At 44.1% G+C, this 21237-nt stretch carries 20 protein-coding genes and 1 tRNA gene; 13 read left to right on the forward strand and 8 right to left on the reverse strand.

Annotated features, from left to right (window positions below):
• The first annotated feature begins 56 nt into the window (after window positions 1-56).
• Entirely contained in the window at window positions 57-1625 is a 1569-nt protein-coding gene (locus tag QW597_03440; protein ID MEM0155639.1) for an HAD-IC family P-type ATPase, read from the forward strand.
• On the forward strand, window positions 1517-2785 hold the full coding sequence (locus tag QW597_03445) for an HAD-IC family P-type ATPase (GenBank protein ID MEM0155640.1): 1269 nt from the start codon (window positions 1517-1519) through the stop codon (window positions 2783-2785). The genes QW597_03440 and QW597_03445 overlap by 109 nt, the downstream gene beginning before the upstream one ends.
• A gap of 202 nt (window positions 2786-2987) precedes the next feature.
• On the opposite strand, the gene QW597_03450 is transcribed toward QW597_03445, so the two are convergent.
• Window positions 2988-3072: transfer RNA gene (locus QW597_03450), tRNA-Leu, on the reverse strand.
• A gap of 171 nt (window positions 3073-3243) precedes the next feature.
• Here QW597_03450 and glpK point away from each other — a divergent pair.
• Together glpK and QW597_03460 are read left to right on the forward strand one after the other, a co-directional pair.
• Entirely contained in the window at window positions 3244-4716 is a 1473-nt protein-coding gene (gene glpK, locus QW597_03455) for a glycerol kinase GlpK (GenBank protein MEM0155641.1), read from the forward strand.
• 161 nt (window positions 4717-4877) lie between these two features.
• Window positions 4878-5354, forward strand: a complete 477-nt coding sequence (locus tag QW597_03460) for a hypothetical protein (protein ID MEM0155642.1) — start codon at window positions 4878-4880, stop codon at window positions 5352-5354.
• A 783-nt stretch (window positions 5355-6137) separates the two neighbouring features.
• Here the strand turns inward: QW597_03460 and QW597_03465 are convergent.
• A complete protein-coding gene (locus QW597_03465) occupies window positions 6138-8495 on the reverse strand; it encodes an adenosylcobalamin-dependent ribonucleoside-diphosphate reductase (GenBank protein MEM0155643.1) in 2358 nt (785 codons plus the stop codon).
• 357 nt (window positions 8496-8852) lie between these two features.
• On the opposite strand from QW597_03465, the gene ftcD reads away from it, so the two are divergent.
• From ftcD to ilvA, 3 genes are read left to right on the forward strand one after another with little or no spacing between them, the layout of a single operon-like run.
• Entirely contained in the window at window positions 8853-9752 is a 900-nt protein-coding gene (gene ftcD / locus QW597_03470) for a glutamate formimidoyltransferase (protein ID MEM0155644.1), read from the forward strand.
• Between the two features lie 2 nt (window positions 9753-9754).
• Window positions 9755-10372, forward strand: a complete 618-nt coding sequence (locus tag QW597_03475; GenBank protein MEM0155645.1) for a cyclodeaminase/cyclohydrolase family protein — start codon at window positions 9755-9757, stop codon at window positions 10370-10372.
• Window positions 10373-10416: 44 nt separating this feature from the next.
• Window positions 10417-11646, forward strand: a complete 1230-nt coding sequence (gene ilvA, locus QW597_03480) for a threonine ammonia-lyase (GenBank protein ID MEM0155646.1) — start codon at window positions 10417-10419, stop codon at window positions 11644-11646.
• A gap of 1 nt (window position 11647) precedes the next feature.
• Here the strand turns inward: ilvA and QW597_03485 are convergent, their stop codons facing one another.
• Together QW597_03485 and QW597_03490 are read right to left on the reverse strand one after the other, a co-directional pair.
• The gene (locus QW597_03485; protein MEM0155647.1) at window positions 11648-11923 is read right to left on the reverse strand and encodes an acylphosphatase; all 276 of its coding nucleotides are present in this window, start codon (window positions 11921-11923) and stop codon (window positions 11648-11650) included.
• Window positions 11924-11927: 4 nt separating this feature from the next.
• Window positions 11928-13031 (reverse strand): GTP-binding protein, encoded by a 1104-nt coding sequence (locus QW597_03490; protein MEM0155648.1) that lies wholly within the window; start codon window positions 13029-13031, stop codon window positions 11928-11930.
• 101 nt (window positions 13032-13132) lie between these two features.
• On the opposite strand from QW597_03490, the gene QW597_03495 reads away from it, so the two are divergent.
• On the forward strand, window positions 13133-13645 hold the full coding sequence (locus tag QW597_03495) for a hemerythrin domain-containing protein (GenBank protein ID MEM0155649.1): 513 nt from the start codon (window positions 13133-13135) through the stop codon (window positions 13643-13645).
• Window positions 13646-13648: 3 nt separating this feature from the next.
• Here the strand turns inward: QW597_03495 and QW597_03500 are convergent, their stop codons facing one another.
• From QW597_03500 to QW597_03510, 3 genes are all read right to left on the reverse strand, one after another.
• On the reverse strand, window positions 13649-14134 hold the full coding sequence (locus tag QW597_03500) for a hemerythrin domain-containing protein (protein MEM0155650.1): 486 nt from the start codon (window positions 14132-14134) through the stop codon (window positions 13649-13651).
• A gap of 56 nt (window positions 14135-14190) precedes the next feature.
• The gene (locus QW597_03505; GenBank protein ID MEM0155651.1) at window positions 14191-14766 is read right to left on the reverse strand and encodes a methyltransferase; all 576 of its coding nucleotides are present in this window, start codon (window positions 14764-14766) and stop codon (window positions 14191-14193) included.
• 234 nt (window positions 14767-15000) lie between these two features.
• Window positions 15001-15390 (reverse strand): helix-turn-helix domain-containing protein, encoded by a 390-nt coding sequence (locus tag QW597_03510; protein MEM0155652.1) that lies wholly within the window; start codon window positions 15388-15390, stop codon window positions 15001-15003.
• A gap of 79 nt (window positions 15391-15469) precedes the next feature.
• Between QW597_03510 and QW597_03515 the strand changes: the two genes are divergently transcribed.
• Both QW597_03515 and QW597_03520 read left to right on the forward strand, forming a co-directional pair.
• Complete coding sequence (locus QW597_03515) at window positions 15470-16438, forward strand: trypsin-like peptidase domain-containing protein (GenBank protein MEM0155653.1); 969 nt, start codon at window positions 15470-15472, stop codon at window positions 16436-16438.
• A 78-nt stretch (window positions 16439-16516) separates the two neighbouring features.
• Window positions 16517-16966 (forward strand): PadR family transcriptional regulator, encoded by a 450-nt coding sequence (locus tag QW597_03520; protein MEM0155654.1) that lies wholly within the window; start codon window positions 16517-16519, stop codon window positions 16964-16966.
• 303 nt (window positions 16967-17269) lie between these two features.
• Here QW597_03520 and QW597_03525 read toward each other — a convergent pair whose 3' ends face one another.
• Window positions 17270-17824, reverse strand: coding sequence for a TetR/AcrR family transcriptional regulator (locus tag QW597_03525; GenBank protein ID MEM0155655.1), 555 nt, complete (start codon window positions 17822-17824; stop codon window positions 17270-17272).
• Between the two features lie 102 nt (window positions 17825-17926).
• Here QW597_03525 and QW597_03530 point away from each other — a divergent pair, with 102 nt between their 5' ends.
• The 3 genes from QW597_03530 to QW597_03540 all read left to right on the forward strand — a co-directional run bounded on the left by QW597_03530 (window position 17927) and on the right by QW597_03540 (window position 20536).
• Entirely contained in the window at window positions 17927-19168 is a 1242-nt protein-coding gene (locus QW597_03530; GenBank protein ID MEM0155656.1) for an MFS transporter, read from the forward strand.
• A 9-nt stretch (window positions 19169-19177) separates the two neighbouring features.
• Window positions 19178-19495: a hypothetical protein gene (locus QW597_03535; GenBank protein ID MEM0155657.1), complete on the forward strand. Its 318-nt coding sequence runs from the start codon at window positions 19178-19180 to the stop codon at window positions 19493-19495.
• Between the two features lie 72 nt (window positions 19496-19567).
• Window positions 19568-20536 (forward strand): bile acid:sodium symporter, encoded by a 969-nt coding sequence (locus QW597_03540; protein ID MEM0155658.1) that lies wholly within the window; start codon window positions 19568-19570, stop codon window positions 20534-20536.
• Window positions 20537-21237 lie beyond the last annotated feature (701 nt).

Below are 21237 nucleotides of genomic sequence, written 5' to 3' on the forward strand. Positions count from 1 at the left end.
AGGTACGCAATTTCAAGCATGGACAGGAGTGCTTCAGGCAGTGCTGGCAAAGAACGATGCCAGGAGAAGGAGATATCGAGACTAACACAATAATTGGTGATGAGATAAGCCTATACCTTTATATTCATTACACACCAATGGATGCTGGCATTAGCAGTGATACATCTGCCAGTCCAAGCCGAACGCTCAAGCTGCTTGGCGTCAACGCCGATACTGGCCTCTCACAACATGAAGCTGAGTCCAGATTAAAACTGTATGGTCAGAATTCACTCCCGGCGTCTGAAAAAGAGGGTATTTTCCGTATTTTCCTTAAACAGGTGAGGGACCCATTTATCCTCATATTGATAATAATTGGGTTGATTTACCTGCTTATTGGGACTCCAGTTGAGTCTATTTCTGTAATAATCATAGTATTCATCGTACTGTCGATAGAGATATATAACGTTTACAAAGCAAGAATTTCCCTACTTGCCTTAAGATCACTGGTGTCTCCAAAAGCTTGGGTACTTCGGGGTGGTTCCGCTGTGGAGATTCCTGTCACCCGTATAGTACCTGGAGATGTTGTGCTCATTCATGCGGGTGAGAGGATACCTGCAGACGGGATCATATTAGAATGCTTTGGCCTTGATGTAGACGAATCCTCCCTCACAGGAGAGTCTGTACCTGTCAGCAAACTGGCATTTACGGGACATGAGAATGTATCAGGTGATTCCAGTTCATACATGATCATCTCTGGAACACTTGTGGTTCAGGGAAGTGGTAAATTCGCCATAGTGTCGACTGGTGCGAGGACTGAACTGGGAAAAGTCTCAGCGTCTGTAAAGAATGAGGTTGAGCCAAAAACGCAACTGGAAATTTCCCTTGGCACCGCATCCAAATTTCTCTTGGGAATTGCTCTCTTCTTCAGTGTCCTGGTGCCTCTCATAGGCATTCTCCATGGGAATCCACTTAATCAAATGATTCTGACTGGATTGTCAATGGCTTTCGCAACTGTTCCTGAAGAATTACCAATATTGATTACCATTACACTGGCCATAGGTGCATATGCTCTTTCGAAGAAACGGGCAATTGTGAAAGGCTTGAAGGCAGCTCAGACACTAGGCACTGTCACGATCATTGCTACAGACAAGACCGGTACACTGACCGAGAACCAGATGAGCGTGGGGCATATAATGCAAGGTGAGGAACTGTATGATGCGAATCATGCTGTCGGTGATAATTTACTGATCGCTGCCTTACTCGCCACAGGATCACTAACAACTGATAGCAAGATATCTGGTATCTACAGAGAACCCATGGAGATAGCCATATCTAATTATACAAGACATCATGGGATTAATCTGGAAAACGTTCGCAATGAATTTGTTCCAGTGAATGAATTTGCTTTTGATGCTTCAAGGAGGCTTGCGTCCTACATTTATAAAACTCCATTGGGCACGCGATCTTCACCAGTGGCGCTCCTGAAGCAGTACTTGAAAGATGCACAAAATACTCTACAAATGGTGGTGAAGCTGAAATGGATATGTCTGAAGGGTACAGGGATTTTGTCCTTGAGTCCGCCAGACAAATGGCAAAGTTGGGAGAAAGAACCATTGCTGTATCTTATTCCAGATCTTACTCCATAACCAATGACAGAAATAAAGCTGAGAATTGTCTGGTATTCATTGGTTTGTTCAGTTTTATCGACCCTCCAAGAAAAGGGGTGAAAGAAGCGATAAAAATGTGTCAGAGCTCCGGAATTCGAGTTATAATGTTGACGGGGGACCATCCTGATACTGCAGCGGCCATTGGAAGAATGGTTGGGATTAATGAAACCGGTGATATACTGACTGGCGAGATGATAAGATCAATGAATGATGCTGAACTGGTAAAAAGTGTTCAGAACCATCTAATTTTTTCCAGAATAACGCATGGAGAAAAATTGAGAATTGTCAGGACACTTCAGAGTCTTGGAGAAATTATTGCTGTAACGGGTGATGGGGTAAATGATACCCCAGCGCTCAAGGCGGCCGAAATAGGGATAGCCATGGGGATCAGGGGGACTGATGCAGCAAAAGAGGCTGCGGACATGATCATTGAAGATGATGATTTCCAGACTATTGCTGATGCCGTGTTTGAGGGAAGAAGGATGCAATACACCTTGAGGAAAGGCATCAGATATTACATAACAGTCAAGCTTTCGCTAATTTCTATTCTCCTTGTCCCTATCATACTCATAATACCTTTTCCGTTCCTTCCCATTCAGATTATAATTATGGAACTTTTCATGGACGTAGGGGCACTGTGGGGATTCCTCTACGAGAAGGAAGAAGCTGGAGTTGTGCAGAAACGTCCGCCCGGAAAGAGATCGAGCTTTATTACGATGGAAATGTTGCGTTCAATCGTGACTGGGACAATCGGGATTTTTGCCGCTGTTTCTTTCGTATACCTGTACCTGTTTTATGTTAATCATAACTTGTCGCAAGCGCAAATGGGAGCATTCGTAACGTGGTCACTTTCACAGTTGGTCTTGGCCCAGAACCTGAGGACCGAGTTTCAGCCCGTGATTAAAAAGGGTTTCTTTTCCAATCCAATTATACTTGCATGGGGCATTATAATAGCGGGCATTCTTCTAACCGTAGATATTTATGCGCCACTTCACTCGATTGTAGACACCTCATCACTCGGGATAGCTGAGTGGTTGTTGATAATAGCCGCAGCAATAATGTCAAGTTCTTGGATGGAAATTATAAAATTTTTCAGAAAAGATCACAAAGTAGGACACGCTGGCGAGGCTGATTCCTGAAGAATATCTGGCTGTAGCTGCAAAAATAGATTAATCGCGACGTGCCTAGGTTTGTCGAAATGGCACATTTTCAAAATTATGCACCTAATGAATCGATCAGATCGGAAGTCGTCAAATGGATCCTTTGAGTGTGAAATTTAAGCCCAAACAGGTAGACTTGTCACTAGTTAGTGTCGAAGAAACGGTGACCAAGAAATTAATATGCAGGGGATGGGATTTGAACCCACGTATCCCTACGGAACCAGACCCTCAATCTGGCGCCTTTGACCAATCTCGACAACCCCTGCAGGTTTCCCTTTATTCTCTCTGTTTATATCTATATTTCTCAAAAATCTGTGGGTTCTGATAAATGGCAGACGTTTCAAGGCCTTCGCCGCACAGGAAGAGACCTTAGTGTTGAACCGATCGCGTTTACGCGCTGAGAAAGCATATTATATTGAGACGGTATTTTTTTCCTGTTGAACAAGAGATTCATCCTAACTATAGATGAAGGCACTTCCAAGTGCAAGACTGCCCTATGGGACAGCGAGGGAAAAATGTTCGGGTTCACTGCGAGGGAGATACCCTCTACTTATCCCCGGCCTGGCGAAATGGAACAGGACCCAATGACTATCATTGATGCGGTAAAGATTTGCACGAGAGAGACCCTGGCTAAATCCGGACATGGAATTGAAGAAGTTGAGGGGATAGGTATAACCAACCAGAGAGAAACCACTGTAATGTGGGACAGGCGCACAGGCGCGCCGATCTACAATGCTATTGTGTGGCAAGATAGAAGGGGGGAAATTGCTATCAGGAAACTTGATAAGGAAGAGAGTACGTTTATAAAGAATGTTTCCGGACTCATTCCAGATCCTTATTTCTCGGTATCTAAGATAAAATGGATTCTAGATAATAGGTTGAAATCACGCAATATAGAGAATGTTGCTTTCGGGACTGTCGACTCATGGTTAATCTGGAACCTGAGCAGCAATCATGTTCACATAAGTGATTCATCAAATGCCTCAAGAACAATGATTTACGATATCAGACACAATGAATGGTCCCAGGAACTGCTGAATTTATTTCACGTTCCGGAATCCATACTGCCGAATATTGTTGATTCCGCTTCGCCCGAACTCGCCACCATAAGTGAATTTGGCACTGAGATCCCCCTCAGGTCAATTGCGGGGGACCAGCAGGCTTCACTTTTCGGTCACGGAGCGTTTAACCCTGGAGAAGTAAAGTGTACCTATGGCACGGGATCCTTTGTCCTGATGAATTCTGGACATAAGATTGATATGAAGCAGAATCTTCTTACAAGCGTTGGATGGAAATTCGAAGGTGACTCGTCAGAATTCTGCGTCGAAGGAAGCGTATTCAATACAGGATCTGTCGTTCAATGGATACGTGACGGCCTGAAACTCATTGGAACAATCGGGGAGTCTGAAGATGCCGCAAGGATGGCTCCACGGGATCATGGCCTCATATTTGTACCTGCGCTTGCAGGACTGGGCGCTCCATTTTGGCATCCATCAGCCAAGGGGACGATATTTGGAATAACGGCAAAAACTACGCCCAGAGATATCATAAGATCTGCGCTTGAGTCCATTGCCTTCAGGATAAGAGACATTTATGAAGAGATGACTCTAGACAAGGGTAGGACAATTGACGGACTGAGAGTTGACGGTGGGCCTACGATGAATAATTTCTTGATGCAGTTTCAGGCTGATATTCTGGGACTAAAAATATACAGATCGGAAAATAGCGAGATTACGTCAGCAGGAGTTGCTTTCATGGCAGGCATAGTAAGTGACTGGTGGTCCAGAAAGGAAGTAAATGAACTTAAAAAATATGAAAAGCCGTTCGTACCGGAAATAACGAGTGAGTATGCGGACAAGCTCTACTCAACTTGGAGAAAATCTATTAAGAGCGTAATAAACCACTATTGAATATTGATCAATGAGCCGGGGGCTGCTTCTTTTGATTTATCAGGCATTGACTGATCCCCTCGGGTGGGCAGTGATCTTCACTGAAATCGCATTATCTCATTATTTTATGGAACAGTAATTGATATTATTAAAAATTAAATACCGACAGATCATTAGCAGAAATGGAAAAAACAAAATCTTTTCCAACGTTTGGATGTGCTATATCGAATACTAATGAGGATTATGACTCTGAGGTTGAGAATTATTTTCTCAATGCCTCCACGCTATCTGCAGAGCTCAGTTCACTAAGGTTCTCTGACAGGACATGGAAAACAAACTACGAAGAAATGATCCGTTATATCTCCTCTCTTTCTGACTCCATAATCAATAAGAAGAATCCCCCCTCTCATGATTTTCTTATAAAGCTCTCTATGGGTGATGAAACTGAAGACAGCGTTGCAGAAAGGCTTCTTCGATCAAGTAATCCGGTCGTTGGAGACCTGGTAAAAGCGAGCGTAACAGCTCGCAAGATGATGTCCTGGTATGTGAGATTGTCAAAGGTACCCAGATTTGCCGAAGGTTTTTCGGTTGGTAGGTTTGGGGGCCTTTCGTTCCTGAGACTTGCCTTAACCTATCGGAGCGTTACCCTTTCCAAATAATTTTATGCCAGGAAATTAAGAAGGGCTCTCACCAATAATTCCTGATTTTCGTACTTATTTGGGCAGTGCGTGGGAAAATTTCATGGAGGGCGACCGCGCCTCGTACCGTGAAAATCCAATATTTTCTAATTGTGAACAAGAGTAAATAATTCAAGAAATTTTTAAGTATGTTCTGGTGTTATACGGCATTATATACATAGTTATATGGCATTGATAGGTACGCGGAACGTATCGAAAGTTTCACTGTGGTTGTTAAATGGGAAAATATTATGGGGTGGTGAGGACGAGTGTAAAAACAGAAATTACACTCAGGTCGTACTCATATAGAAATAGCCCGTGGATGACATGGTTGTTATAACTGATCGCTTCGGTACCTAAGTGCCCTGTAGTGAAGCCGCTTCGACCATGAGTTCTTTACATTCTGGTTGTGTTTCAAACTTATATCTAACATATTGCCTTGACGAGAAAATTAAATCGGAGTTGTGAAGGTTAGCAAACTTTGACTATAAGTGCTATAGTTTTCCCATTCAGAAATACAACATTTAATGTACCTTGGTTTATGAAGTTTAATAGCTTAGTTTGCACACCTAATTTAAAATTCAGCCTTATATATGTAAGATATTATGAACCGATTAAACAAAATGATGCACCTAAAATCCCTGACAGCAGTCCAGAAAAATTGTGTGCCCACAAATGGGGCACGCCGAATTATGCCTGTACGCGTAGCAGGATTCACACTGACATTCAATGTAGCAGTCTTCACACATACTAACAATGAAAATGTTATTTATCACATTTTCCAGTTGGGCACGCAGGATCGAATGTGGAGTCCAGCTTGAGATATTTCACCGGCAGCTTAGCTATGAGCTCAAGGGCTTTCTCTTCCTCAGTCTCCTTCTTCTCGACCTTCTTTTCAGGTTTCTTCTCCACTTTCCCCGGCTGTTCTTTCCTTGTGGCCGTTCCTGTATACAACACCTGCTGGGTCTTGCTCTGATCTCTGTAAACGGTTATTCCCTTGCAGTGAAGGTCTTTGGCCATCCTGTAAGCCTTGCCTATGTCCTCTGGTGAGGCGTCTGCAGGCAGATTAATGGTCTTTGACACCCCAGAGTCACAATATCTCTGGAATGTGGCCTGCATCAAAACATGCCACTCCGGTTCTATTTCATGTGCCGTAACGAAAAGCCTCTTGATCTCAGGATCTATGTCCATGCCATGCAGATTACCGCTCTTAGCAACTTCCCTCATTAGGTCTTCTGAGTAGAGATTTTTTGCGCGGAGCATTTCCTCGAATAGGGGATTGACTTCGATAAGTTCCTGACCGTTGAGTACATGCCTGACGAAAGCGATGGCAAAAAGGGGTTCAATCGACGATGAGCATCCAGCGATTATTGATATGGTGCCCGTAGGAGCAATTGTAGTAGTTGTGGAGTTCCTCATCCTGACCCCCTCCCGCTCGTACCTTGATCCGTACCATCCCGGGAAAACGCCACGTTCATCAGCAAGAATTTTTGATTCCTCGTGAGACTCATCCTGTAAGAAAGCCATGACTCTTTCTCCCATTACGAGGGCATCCCCACTGTTGTATGATATGCCCAGTTTTATGAGCATGTCAGCAAACCCCATCACGCCTAGACCTATTTTTCTCGTCTTTCTGGTCATGTTCTTTATCTGCACGACCGGAAACTTATTGGCATCCACAACATTATCAAGGAATCTTGTTGACAGTCGTATTACATTTTTCAGCCTCTCATAATCAATATCGCCATCTTTGACAAATTTAGCCAGGTTTATGGATCCAAGATTGCAGGATTCGTATGGCATAAGTGGCTGTTCACCACATGGGTTTGTGGCCTCAATCTCGGCTATGTGGTCCACTGGATTCTTTCTGTTGATCTCGTCCAGAAAGATCAGACCAGGATCCGCAGTTTTCCAAGCCTGGTTGATGATGCTATCCCACATGGTCGTTGCCTTAATCCTTCCAGTAATTTTCCCATCTCTAGGATTCCTCAGCTCAACGTATCCGTCAGAATCAAGCTTCTCGAAGAATTCATCAGTCATTCCCACTGAAATATTGAAATTACTCAGGATAGTATTCTCGGCATCTTTCTTGAGTATGAATTCCATGATATCTGGGTGATCGTACCTGAGTATGCCCATGTTTGCCCCTCTTCTCTTTCCGCCCTGCTTTATTACGTCAGTTGTTGTATCAAAAATTCTCATGAATGATACTGGGCCAGAGGCGACTCCTTTCGTGGATCCAACTATGTCATCTTTAGACCTGAGCCTTGAGAACGAGAAGCCTGTTCCTCCGCCGGACTTGTGTATTTCTGCGGTATATTTGAGGGCGTTAAATATACCATCCACACTGTCCTCTACAGGGAGGACAAAACACGCTGAGAGCTGTCCCAGTCGGGCTCCAGCATTCATCATTGTGGGTGAATTGGGAACGTACTCTAGGTTGAGCATCATTTCCTCATATTCACTGATGTTCTCCTCAAACTTCGTCGGTTTTGTATACAGAAAGTCCATGAATTCCTCAAATTTGCCCTTGATCTGGTCCTCCTTAGTCAATTCGTCAAAACCACGCTTGAGAACTTCTACCTGTGTCTTTGAAAGAGGTGAGCATTTTCTCCCACTCTCAGGCAGTTTCCCGGTAATCTGATAGGTTCTATATTCATAAAGTGCGTCTATTACACCAACATGGGTGGCTACCCGCCTGAACATCTGTCTTGGGGTCTCGATGATCTTTCCCTCTTCATCCTTAAGGAGGTATCTCGCCTCCAACACCTTTATGGCATTCAGAGATAGCTTGAGATCGTCTTTAACTCCAATAGAAGCTTTCTCTTCCCTGATGATCCTTCTCCTTTCCCTGTAGAGAATGTACGCCTTGGCAACATCAACGAACGACTGGTCACCATTTCTGAAGGTCATAAGGGCAGTTTCGACCTTGTCTTGGATCTGCTCTACTGTGGGTTTCTTTGACAACTTGGATACTTCCCTTACTGCTATCTTTGCTACCTCTTCGGCATCCTTCATCGTGCCTATCTTAACCGAGAGCATCGCCTTGTATACGGCCCTGATAATCTTCCCCTCGTCGAAGATGGCCTCGGTCCCGTCGCGTTTTATAATAGTTTTGATCATTGGTTCACCTGGAAGATACTAAAACAATTTCTTCCTTCAACATAAACATCTCAACAGTATATTTCAGTTTTTTCTTTCTTATCACTACTTTGTTTCAAATTGGTGACATAATTGATCAAATCAATGATCAATATCATGAAACATATCCTTTACTATGTTGCTAATCTTTTTGTTTTCCATTGTTCAACACAAAAACTTACAGAGAAAATATCTAGTAAATATCATGAGTTTATAAGCCTATTTAAGCATGTAACAGGTTTGAATAATCTTATCGAGCCGAATTGTGGTGTCACTTGCAGCCAAATATTATTACCCACACTTAGGGCAAGTTCATTAATTCCTGACTGATTCTCCTCCATGAGAACTGTGGAGTGTGTCCCAAACTTCAGTGAGGGGCGAGACCGGAACGTTGTCGATCAGATTGTATCCGAGATCACAAAAATAGATTCAGTTAAACTTCTTGATGTGGAACTTGACCCAAACCACAACCGATCTGTTGTATCCTATGTGGTTTCATACGATAGGGCTGTGGAGTCTGCCTTTGCTGGAATAAAAAAGGCAGCAGAGCTCATAGACATGACAGGACATAAGGGAGAGCATCCAAGATTCGGGGCTTCAGACGTTATCCCGTTTATACCTATCAGTGAGACTACAATAGAAGATTGCGTGAAACTCGCTCATGAACTCGGAAAAGCTGTTGGGGAGAGGTTATCCATTCCAGTTTTCCTGTACGGTTCCGCAGCAAAATTGGAAAGGAGGAAAAACCTGGAAGACATAAGGAATAAGAGTTTCCAGTATGAACAGTTGTCTTCTGTAATCGGCGATGATGATTGGAAGCCGGACTTTGGACCTGCAAAGGTGGGAAGGGCAGGAGCTTCCATAATAGGCGCAAGGGACTTCCTTGTGGCGTTCAACGTCAACCTGAACACAAAGGACATTAACACTGGCAAGAAAATAGCAAAGGCCCTGAGAGCGAAGGATGGGGGCCTCGCATTCGTGAAGGCACTTGCTTTCTACCTTGAGGATAAGCAGATGGTACAGATATCCATGAATCTAACCAGTTTCAGAAAAACCCCCATTTACCGTGCCTTTGAGATGGTAAAGCTCGAGGCCAAAAGATACGGAATAGGGATAGTGGAGTCGGAGATCGTCGGGCTTGTGCCTCTCGACGCACTTGTACAATCTACTGAATTCTACATGCAACTTAACGGTTTCAAAACGGAACAGATCTTTGAGAAAAAATTGTGGAGTGAGTGAAAATGGAAGAACTTGATAGCTTTATGAAGAGACTCGCCAGCGGGTCACCTGCTCCGGGAGGCGGGGCAGCAAGCGCTCTTGTGTCGACTGTGGGTTCTGCCCTGGCATCAATGGTCGCATCACTGACCATTGGAAAAAAGGGTTACGAAGCCGAACAGCAAAAGATGGTGGAGGTTCAGAAAAATGCTACGGAAATTTCTGAAAAGCTGAGGAAACTCATGAAGGACGATGAAGATGCTTTCAATCTCATAGTCGCAGCATGGTCACTGCCCAAAAGCACAGATTCTGAGAAAACGAAGAGGAAGGTGGAGATTGAGAAAGCGAGCCTTGTCGCAATATCAGTTCCCATAAATATAGCAAGAGAGTCACTCAAGGTGTTGGAGTTCGCAGCCTACCTGTCTGAAAAGGGGAATAAGAACGCGATTACTGACAGTGCATGCTCCTCGGAATTCGCACTGGCTGCAATAAAGGGCGCGCTCTTCAATGCAAGAATCAACCTGAAATCCATTTCAGACGCAGAGAAGAAAACCCAGCTGGAAATGAACATACGGCTAATAATGGATACTGCAAATGACCTTCACAGAACAGCGGAAAAGAACGTGAGCAAGGCAATGTCCTGAGGGCAATTACAACAATGTTTTTAGCCACATAACAATGACGCATCATGGACGATGAACTCCATGTTCAACCGACCATGGACGATTTTATTGCTGCGCAGGATGAATTAAAGGGGAAAATAAACAGGACTCCTCTCTATCATTCCACGTGGTTTAGCAAAACTTACAATTCTGACATCTTTTTCAAGATGGAGAATTTCCAGAAGACGGGTTCTTTCAAGGCAAGAGGCGCAATATTCAGAGTATCCAAACTTTCGGCAGAGGAAAGAAAACGCGGCGTCATAACTGCAAGCGCAGGGAATCATGCCCAAGGGGTTGCATATGCAGCTTTGATAAATGATATAGGTGCTAAGATCGTTATGCCTGAACATACTGTACCGGCTAAAGTCAACGCGGTTATGGACTACAAGGCACAAGTGGTGCTTTCCGGTATCGATTACAATGAGGCGAAACTTCGCGCAGAGCAAATCAGAGCTGTCGAGAACAGAACATTCATAGACGCGTTCAATGACAGGTGGATTATATCAGGGCAGGGTACCATAGGACTGGAAATTCTTGAGGACCAGCCTGAAATCGATATGATTATTGTGCCCATAGGCGGTGGCGGGCTGATTTCCGGAATAGCTATGGCCGCGAAGATGCGAAAACCTGACATAAAGATCGTTGGCGTACAGTCTGAACAGGCAGATTCCATGAGACTTTCAGTGGCAGCGGGAAAGATTGTGCCATATACAAGCACGAACACCATAGCCGACGGTATATCTGTTAAATTCCCCGGGGAACTTAACCTCAGAATAGTGCAGAAGTACGTTGACGATATTGTTACTGTTAACGATGAGAGTATAGCCATGGCCCTTTACAAGCTTCTTGAACGGAGCAAAGTCCTTGTTGAACCCTCTGGAGCAGCAGCCCTGGCGGCTATTATGGAGGGAAAGGTCAATGTCACAGGAAAAAAAGTCGCGGTCATAGTCTCCGGCGGCAACGCGAATCTCCTTCTACTGTCAAAGATAATCTACAAGGCTATGGAGCTGGAGAGCCGCCTAATCAGAATTGATTTCCAGATTCCCGACAGGCCGGGAACGCTCATGAGAATTGCAACCGCAGTATCATCCGTTGGAGGGAATATATACCATGCCCAGGTTGACAACATGGAGAAAACCACACCAGTAGGCTTCCAGAGCATAAGATTTACAGTCAATGTCAGAGGCAGAGCACACGCGGACGAACTTGTGGAAAAGCTTAAATCACTGGGTTATCAGTTCGAGGTCGAAAAATAAGCTAGCGAATTCTGAAATCCCCGTAATCCACGTATGTTCCAATGGTAGTTTTCACGTCAGTAACAACCGCATGGGGAAGATGCATACAGTCCTCGATCGCATCCTTTACGGCTGGCTCAGGACCGCTGAAACAGGCAGTCACACTGCCGTTGTCCTCGTTCCTCACCCATCCAGTGATGCCCCTGGAGACCGCCACAGCCTGTACGTTCTTTCTGAAAGATACTCCCTGCACTATTCCGGAGAAAGATACGGTTGCAGTTAAATTAGCCTCTTTCATGGTATCAGTTCCTGCTTACCACGGTTACTATATCCTGGTCCCTGAGATCGTAGTCAAGCCCAGCCCTGATTTCTCCCATCTTCCTGTTCGGGCCGGTCATGATGGCATACCTGAATGAGGACAACATTTCCCTACTGATTCTTCTGCAGACATCTCTGACCTTTGATCCCTTTGTGAGAACGAGAGGCCTTTCAAAATCTATCTTGCCAGCCTTATCCTTTAGATATACCCTTACAAACTGAAGTGACTCAAAAATGGTATCCTTCAGTTTCTCGACACCTATGCCCTTAGACGCTGATATCTCCACCACAGTTTTCCAGTTACTTTTCAGCGTTTCTATCCTGGATTCATCATGTGGGATGTCGATCTTGTTGACCGCTACGACTGAGGGAATGTAAACCACATTTCCCTTAAGGAAATCTATCAGGTCATCTGCGGTTATCTTTTCCCTTATGTACAGTTCTGCGTTGGTGATCTTGAATTCCTTGAGTATATCACGGATAGACCCCTCTTCAAGGGATGTGCCCCTTGGTTTATATACCTTAAGACCTCCGCTGCTGGTACGTTTTAACGATACGTTCTTCCTCTTTCTGTCAATGACTATGCCTGCCCTGTAGAGTTCATTCTTGATCTTCTCCAGGCCAAGCGTCTGGACATCGGCCACCAAAAGTATGAGATCTGCGCTTCTCACCGTACTGAGAATTTCTCTCCCCCTTCCCGATCCCGATGCTGCATTTTCAATTATGCCCGGAAGATCAAGTATCTGTATCTTTGCACCGTTTATTTCAAGGATGCCAGGTATTACTTTCAGGGTCGTGAAGGCAAAACTCCCAACCTCACTTTCGCTGCCTGTGAGTCTGTTAAGGATGCTACTTTTCCCAACGTTGGGGAAACCGACTAACGCCACTGTTGCATCTCCGCTCTTTGGAATTGAAAAGCCCGTGCCGCCATGACCCTTGTGTGAATCTGCCTCAATCTGCAGTTTTGATATCTTTGCCTTCAGGAGACCAATGTGCCTTTCTGTGGCTTTGTTATACTGAGTCTTCTTGATCTCTTCCTCAATCTCGTGTATCCTGTCCTCTATGGTGGCCATCTGCTGCCCGACCATATCAAGGCATTACTTTAATTTGACTAAACGAAAACAATGGGTTCGAAGCGCTCAGGCTGAGCCTGAAAAAACATTTATTGACCCATATCATGTGGGATATGATGGGGCTTGGCGACTCGCTAGGATTCAAGGGATCGATTGCGACACAGTTATTGAGAGATCAGCATGCTGAAACCGTCAGGCTTGCCGAGGGCTTCATCGGCAATGAGGTTAAAGTTACGGACTTTCTCGGTCATGTCGATTATTCCATTATGGTTCATTTTCCACTTGAAGATAATTTCCTAATACCTGTCTTCAGACCTTTCCTGAAAAAATACCTTGACTTTGAGGAGCCAATACGTGTGATAACCGGGGAACATATGATCATACGAAAGGAACGACAGGACCTGATCGGCAGGGGGGCGAACGAGTATGACGAAGCTTTAGAACTTACAGCCGATCAAATCGCTGGGAAAAGCCTGCTTATTGCAAAGACACTGTTGCAGCATGTCTTCAAGGAAGAGAACGGTTTGTTCCAGCTCGTGGACTCTTACCTTCCGGACCATGAGAAGCAGGACCTTTCGAAAAAGTTGAAGGAGCAGCTGCCTTTACTGGAAGCGGGGCTAAAGAGATAGGAGTCAACTTATTCTAAAAATATACCGAAACATTTCCTCATTGAGCCCGGTCACCTTCAGGTATTCTTCTGTGCTAAAAGTACTGATTATAGACAGCGCCTCCCTCATTGTGGAGTTCAGATCTTCCTTGCCAATATCGATCCAGCGTGGGAAAAGTTCGTTATCCTCGCTTAGATTGTGATCAACAAGGGTTCTGTAAAAGAGCGGCAACCTCATTTCCGCAAGTTCTATGTTCCCTGAATTCGCCCACTTTGTTATGTTGTTGCCAAGTGTTGCCAGGAGCTTGTGGTCTGCCTTTATTCTTCTCACACGTCCGGAAAAATCAGCAGAATCAGCGAATGGGAAGGTTTCGAGCACAGGGAAACAAACCTTTTCCTCTATCTCTATGTGACACCTTTCAAGATAGTCCAAGAAATTTGAAAATTTTTCCTGATCATATGGAGATTCCAACATCCACTTTGCCTTCCTAATGGCCGTATGTTCTATCATCAGCACTTCAGCGAGGTCTGCCACAGTACCACTGATCAAGTAATTCTTTAGAGATGTTAATCTTGTGCTTTTAATAATCCCCGAAATAGAAAAATAGTTTCAAAAAAGAATGCCTTGGAAGCCACTTCCTCAAACACATAACCCTTGTATGCAGACCACAGTGACTGATAGTCCGTAAGCGAAGATACAACGAGATAAATCTCGCCATTTGTACTGAGGTGATTCTTCGCTTCATCCAGAAACGGACTTATCACCTTAAAGCCATCCTCGCCGCCATTCCACTGTGTACCCTCTTCAACATCATCGCTAGTTGGTAAGTACGGCGGGTTAAAGATAATTGTGTCAAATTGCCCCGATATATTTGAGAACAGATCAGATTCAGAAAAATCTACGAGGACTGAGTTTTCTTTAGCGTTTTTCCTTGCACATTCCACTGCAGTGCCGTTTATATCACATGCAGTCACTTTGCATCCAGTTTTCGCAAAGTATACTGATATTATTCCAGTACCGCAACCGATCTCGAGCAATTCCCTTCCTGGCAGCACATTGTCCAGAATCAGGAAGGTGTCCTCTGCTGGTTCGTAGACACCTGCGCATGGTTCAATTACTGTACCCTTGTATTGTATTCTCATTGCACTGAAGCAGCTTCGTGATTGAGAAACGCTATTTAGGCTTAACACAACCCCCTGCATGGATCTAAGATCTCAGCTTCCCTTCTTATAGCCGATCTATCGGCCGTGATTTCACGCTACCAAAGTTAGCTTAATTTTACTCCCCACAGATATGACAGATCCAGAGAAACCGGAATAATGATCTTGAAGCCGCCAGATCCCAGTACCCTTAAGCAATTGGGTGGGTAGATTAATTCAAAACTTACCCGGCCCTTTAATTTCGATAAACTTCCCGTTCACCGTGTGCCATTTCTCACCAAGGTCAAGCATGTTGGCTATGAGATTCTTCAGTTCCCTCCCCTTGTCCGTGAGAGAGTATGTAACGGAAGGTGGTGTAGTGTTCTCCACATCACGGTGTACGATTCCTTTTTTCTCAAGCAGTGCCAGTGATCTGGAGAGGCTTGTGGTGCTGATGCCGCTTATACTCTTCCTGATCTCGTTGTATCTCAGCCCACCGAAGTGATCTAGACGACTAATAATCTTAGGTACCCATGTGTACCCCAAAATTTGCATAACACCTGCAACTGTGTTATCATCTTTCTCGAACCTTGATGTTACTGAAACTTCGAACATGACCGTTACCAAGTAACGGTATAGTTACTTTCTGGTATATTAACTTAAACCGCATTCGCAGATATTGGCACTTTGCCGGGAGTAAAATGTTATGGAAACTGCAGGCGATATCGAGCAGAAAATCATGAGCGTGGTGAGGAGGGTACGTGGTGGGGTTGTTACCATAAACAACAGGCACTTCCAGATGGACAAGAAGGGAGAGGTGATACCAGTTCAGGGAGCAGCTACCGGAATAGTTGTAAGCTCCAGCGGATACATAGTGAGCAACCATCACGTAATCCACGGTCATCAGGAACTTGAGATCACAACGGCTGATGGTTCGGTATATGAAGGAAGAGTTATTGGCAGCGATCCGGCGACGGATGTGGCCGTTATCAAGATAGATGCTCATGGCCTTGAAGAAGCTGTCCTGGGAGACTCAGAAAATCTTGATCCTGGAAGATTTGTAGTTGCCATTGGAAATGCCCTTGGCCTGCCAGGGGACCCGACAGTCTCCGTAGGCGTGGTCAGCGCGATTGGCAGACCTATGCCATGGGCCGATTTTATCTTTGAGGGACTGATCCAGACTGACGCTGCCATAAATCCTGGAAACAGTGGAGGGCCGCTGGTTGATCTGAATGGAGAGGTTGTAGGTATGAACACTGCTATTGTTGCCTATGCACAGGGTGTGGGATTCGCAATACCTTCTGCAACCATCAGGAGGGTGATGCACCAGCTCCTTGAGAATGGCAGGGTTATAAGACCATGGCTTGGAATATCCGGGGTTACCTTGCATGACGGAATACATAGACCACAGATGCTTAAGAATACAAAGGGGGTTGCCATTGCGCGCGTCTCCAGATACAGCCCTGCTCATTATGCAGGCCTAAGACCATGGGATGTCATCACGTCTGTGAATGACAAAAGAATTGATTCCATGAAATCCCTGCTTGAGCAGCTTTCGTCCACAAAGATCGGAAGTAACCTTACCTTAGGAATATTAAGAAGCGGCACGGCGAAGGATGTATCCATAGAACTTCAGGAGATGCCTGAATATTACCTTGAATCTCAACTGAACTGATTTCAGAATCATCTTACAGTGAATTTAAGTATTCGATGTCGATTATCCAATATCGGATAAACGATAAGGTGATGAATAATGTTTGGTCGTGATGATATACATCGCAGGATGGGTGGAATGTATAGAATGCGGGGTGGGCTCAGGTATTTCGTTATGTATCTCCTCAAGGAGAAGCCAATGAACGGGGCTGAAATAATGAATGCCATGGAGTCCAATAGCATGGGGTTCTGGAGACCATCTCCAGGTTCTGTGTATCCACTGCTTGAAAACCTTGCCTCCGAGAAGCTGATAAAGAAGAGGGATGATGGAAGGTACGAGCTCACCGTAGAAGGAAAAGAAAGCACTGATTTCGGGGGATTCTTTGGAATAAACAGACCTAGGACCATTGATGAAATGATTTCAGAAATGAACAGCTATATTTCATACATGGAAGACCTGAAAACGTCAGATCCTGACCGAATGAATTCTTACTCAAATAACCTAAAGTTGCTATCCGAAAAGTTGAAAAAGGTTTCCGAACCCATTTAAATCACTAAATCTCAGGTTCAATTAACACTGGAAGTATGTACGGCTTCATCGCAAGAGGCCTAAATACCTCGGTCTAACCGCAATAAAAAGTATTTCTTTAACTCCTTGTGGAGTAAGTAAATAAAGTAAATTCGACGCAGGGGAATGCATATTTTCACCATTGACACCGAACTTGCTAAGGATGATTACATTTTGAGATATAGGAGAAATATTTTCCCTTGTATTACGGGATCTCCTGAGAAAAGTGGTCGAGAGAATTTACCCCAATAAATCTAAAGAAGTCCAATTTTTAAAATTATTGGTTTACATGATGGAACTCAAGATTCCATCGGCAAGCGTTCTTACGTAACTTTCAGGGCTCATTTCGTTATCCTTCCACCATACCACATAGCAAAGTAGAGACCCAAAAAAAGCTTTCCTGATCGGCGACGGAATTGTTGCCCCAGCCAGCTCTTCAAGTCGAGAGAACATTTTGTTCATTTCCTGGAAACACATGTTTCTTAGTGCCAGTTCAATTGGTTTAAGTCTGTCCTTGTTCGCGATGGTCATCAGAAGCAGATTTCTAAGTTCTGGACTTTCATACTTTTTTAGAAAAGATATTCCAAAATCGTTGAGGAGTTCCTGAGCATTATTGTGGCTTCTCTCATTTACGCTGGTGATTTCCTCTACTGGCACTGACCTCAGAGCGGCTTTTTCTATTAGATTATCTTTTTTCTTGAAATAGAAGAAAACAATGCCCTTGCTGACCCTGGCTTTCTTAGCAATCTCGTCTATAGTTGCGAGATCATAACCCATCTTGGAGAAGACTTTGATTGAAGCGTTCAGGATCTTTTCTTCTTTGTCGTTCTTTGTATACATAATAAAAGTAATGTTTAAAATATATATATACTAATCGGTCAGTCGGTATGACCTGACTAGTCAGTCAAAATGTTTAAATATATATTGACTATTTAGTCAATCATGGCAAACACGCAGAATAGAAGTTTAAGAAAGGTTGGATTAGATTTTGGCCTAATAAGCGGGGCCGAGTGGCTGATTATCATAGCTGCATTTATGGGCAGGTTTCTGCTCCAGTTCTATCAGACCTCAATAGGTTCCTTGGGACTGGCATTCAGCATGAGTTCGTTTGAGGTGGGTATAGGATTTGCGCTTTTCACCCTGGCATTCGCAGGGGCAGCATTTCTTATGAGGAAGTTCAGGCCAAGTCAGTTGAAGACGGTTGAGATAATCTCCCTGGCACTCCTTGGAATAACGATGCCACTGTATATATTTGCATCTGGCTTTGCAGAGGTGTACACATTAATGATCATTGATGGTTTCATAACCGGTCTGGTAATGGACTCATTCATGACAATGGCAGGAATGGCATCCATGGACCAGTCCAAGAGGCAGGTTGAACAGGCATCATTCTCCTTCTGGGTCGCGCTTGCGCTCATCATTGCTCCGTTCGTGACTGGATACCTCCTGGATCTTGGTATAAAGGAGATCTTCCTGATATTTGCTGTAATGGCCTTTGTGGCAATACCTTTTGTCGTCTTACTTAGAGGGAAATACTCACTTCAATATATGGAGGCAAAAGGGCACAAGGGAAGTGTGAGCATAACATCACTGTTCAAGAACAGACAGTACAACTGGGCAGTCATAGCCGCTTTCGCCTACACGATACCGTTCTATATAATCTTCTCGTATGGTGTTATCTATGGCGGAGTCCTTGGTCTTTCAGCAACCACGGTGTTCTACCTCTTAGCCATAATGTTCGTCGGTGACGTCGTGACAAGGTTCATTATAAGACTTAAATCACCAATACAGAACAGGAGACCATACATGGTCTTCGCTGTTACTATTGCGCTTGTCGCGGCAATATTCCTCGCACTGAGTTCTGTGTCAGTAGTATTCTTTGTACTTGCATTCCTTATTGCAGCAATACCCGATGGAATTGCCTGGACTCTTGGAATACAGATAGCAAACACCACATTCAAGTCGGAAGAGATTGGAACATCGACGTCATTCTTCAGCTCGACCATGATGATCATGTCTGCTCTGATGCCACTCGTTGGGTACATGGCATCCGTAAAGTATTTAGGTTTTACCTCAACGCTTTGGATATTTGCAGGAATCACCGCAATATTCTTCATATGGGAACTTCTGCTCAGACCCGCAAAAACTGTGAATGATCAGGAAGATAAGACCGTTAAGTCGTAAGGTGTACCTATGGTAAAAATAATGCTGATAATAATGAGCGAGGACGAAGAGAGAATAAGGATGCCCTTGAATTTCTCGAAAAACCAGTCGCAGGCTGGAAACGAAATAAGGATAGTGTTCTGGGGACCAAGCGAAAAGACACTCGCTACCAATGATCAACTGCGAAAGGAATACAATTCGTTAGGAACTGTGAAACCCAAGGCTTACGTAAACACCTCAAAGAAGTACAATCTGGAAACAAAGCTTTCGAGAGACATAGAATTGATTCCAGTAGGAGGGTATATAGCAAAAAGCATAGAAGAGGGCTATGTGACAATCACCTTCTAGAACAAGGCGGTAGTTAACCTGGAATCTAATAATATTTTAAAAAAACTTGGGGCCAAGACCCTACTTTTTCCAATTTTTGTAATAGTTGCCATCGCTGTTGGCATAGGTTTGGGATCCGACTTCAGATCGAGCAGTTCAGTTGCAGCCACTTACGGCATTCCAGTGGGCCTTTTCTTCATGATATACCCCGCCATGGCCAAAGTTCAGCTGAATGAGATGGGAAGGAGCATAAGAAACATCAGAACCTTAGGTTTTACCGCAATTCTGAACTACGCAATCACTCCATTCCTTGTCGCAGGAATAGCGTACTTTTTCATTTATGTAGTTTACGTGCATTTAGGCATCCTAGGTGCTGGTGTCGCGTCTCAGATGCTGGTCGGCATCATTCTTCTCGGAATTGCCCCGTGTATCGGGATGGTCATGGTCTGGACAGACATGGCACATGGTAACCTGCCTCTCGGAGTATCTCTAGTAGCCTGGAACTCGATAATTCAGATATTAACGACTCCATTTCTAATATATCTTCTGGCTAGAACTTCTGTTACAGTAAGTCCATCCCTCATTATTGAGAGTGTTTTATTATACCTTGGTCTTCCTATGTTAGCGGGCGTCATTACCAGGTGGATTTTCCAGAAAAAGCAATATTATAACCGCTTGCTGAGGTCTCTAGGGTCTGTGCAGACTATCGCTCTCTTGTTCACGATCGTGGTTATATTCTGGGGGGAGGGATTTGGAATAATAAAAACGCCTTCACTGGTCTGGATGGTGGGTATTGTGATGCTAATTTTTTACTTCGTGCTCTTTCATGTGGGGTATCTCACTTCGAAGAAGATCGGTTACAATTATCCAGATTCCACTGCCATCGGATTCTCGGTTTCCGCCAGGAATTTTGAAGTAAGCATTGCAATAGCTCTTTCTGCTTTTGCAGTGTATCCCTATGTTGCTATAACTACTGCAATTGGCCCTCTGCTTGAAATACCTCTAATGCTCATGCTGGTATGGATGCAGATGCGAAGAGAGAGCAGAAAATTAGCCCATTAAATGCAACGACCAAGGTATGAGAGTAATTAGAAGGAACAAGAGACCTCATTTGGGAAACCCTAAAACATCCACGGAAGATCATGATGATAGGTAATTATAAAAATGGACTAGCCGCTATATGATTAAAGTTTAAGGGGAATACTGGTGGAAATATTGCAATATAACAGGACAATATGCGGTCGCCGCAATGTGCTAGATCCAGAGAAGCTGTTTCCCTATATTCCCAATTGAAAAAAGTTGTGTCCGGATTTATAGGAATAACAGTAGGATTGCCTATTTTTGGTGTTCCGCCAGTTATATCTGCGATAGTGTTTGTTGATTTGTTGTTCCCATCCAGCTATTTCTGAGACATTATAGATGGGAGAGACTCTCACTCTTGATAGCAGCCTTCAACCTAATATTCATGCCGCTTTTTCTTTATATTCCTTGTCCCAACTGGTAGCTGTTCTCCCAAAGTTTCCCGAACTGGAGGATTACTGGTGGAGTCGGATTCCTTTTCGTATATATTCTGATGGCAAATCTGGGAACAGCCATACTCCTTGGATGCCTTTCTTCATGCTATCCTCTGTTGTCGACAAAGGTTTGACCAAGAGCAACATCAAGTGACGCCAGATTGATGCGTTCATTGGATCGGTCATAATGGTTTACGGTCGCAGTTACTAAAATCCTTCAGATTTTTGCCTCCAAGGTTGGTGCTTTTC

It is taken from the genome of Thermoplasmataceae archaeon, from assembly GCA_038729425.1.
Lineage (GTDB): Archaea > Thermoplasmatota > Thermoplasmata > Thermoplasmatales > Thermoplasmataceae > B-DKE.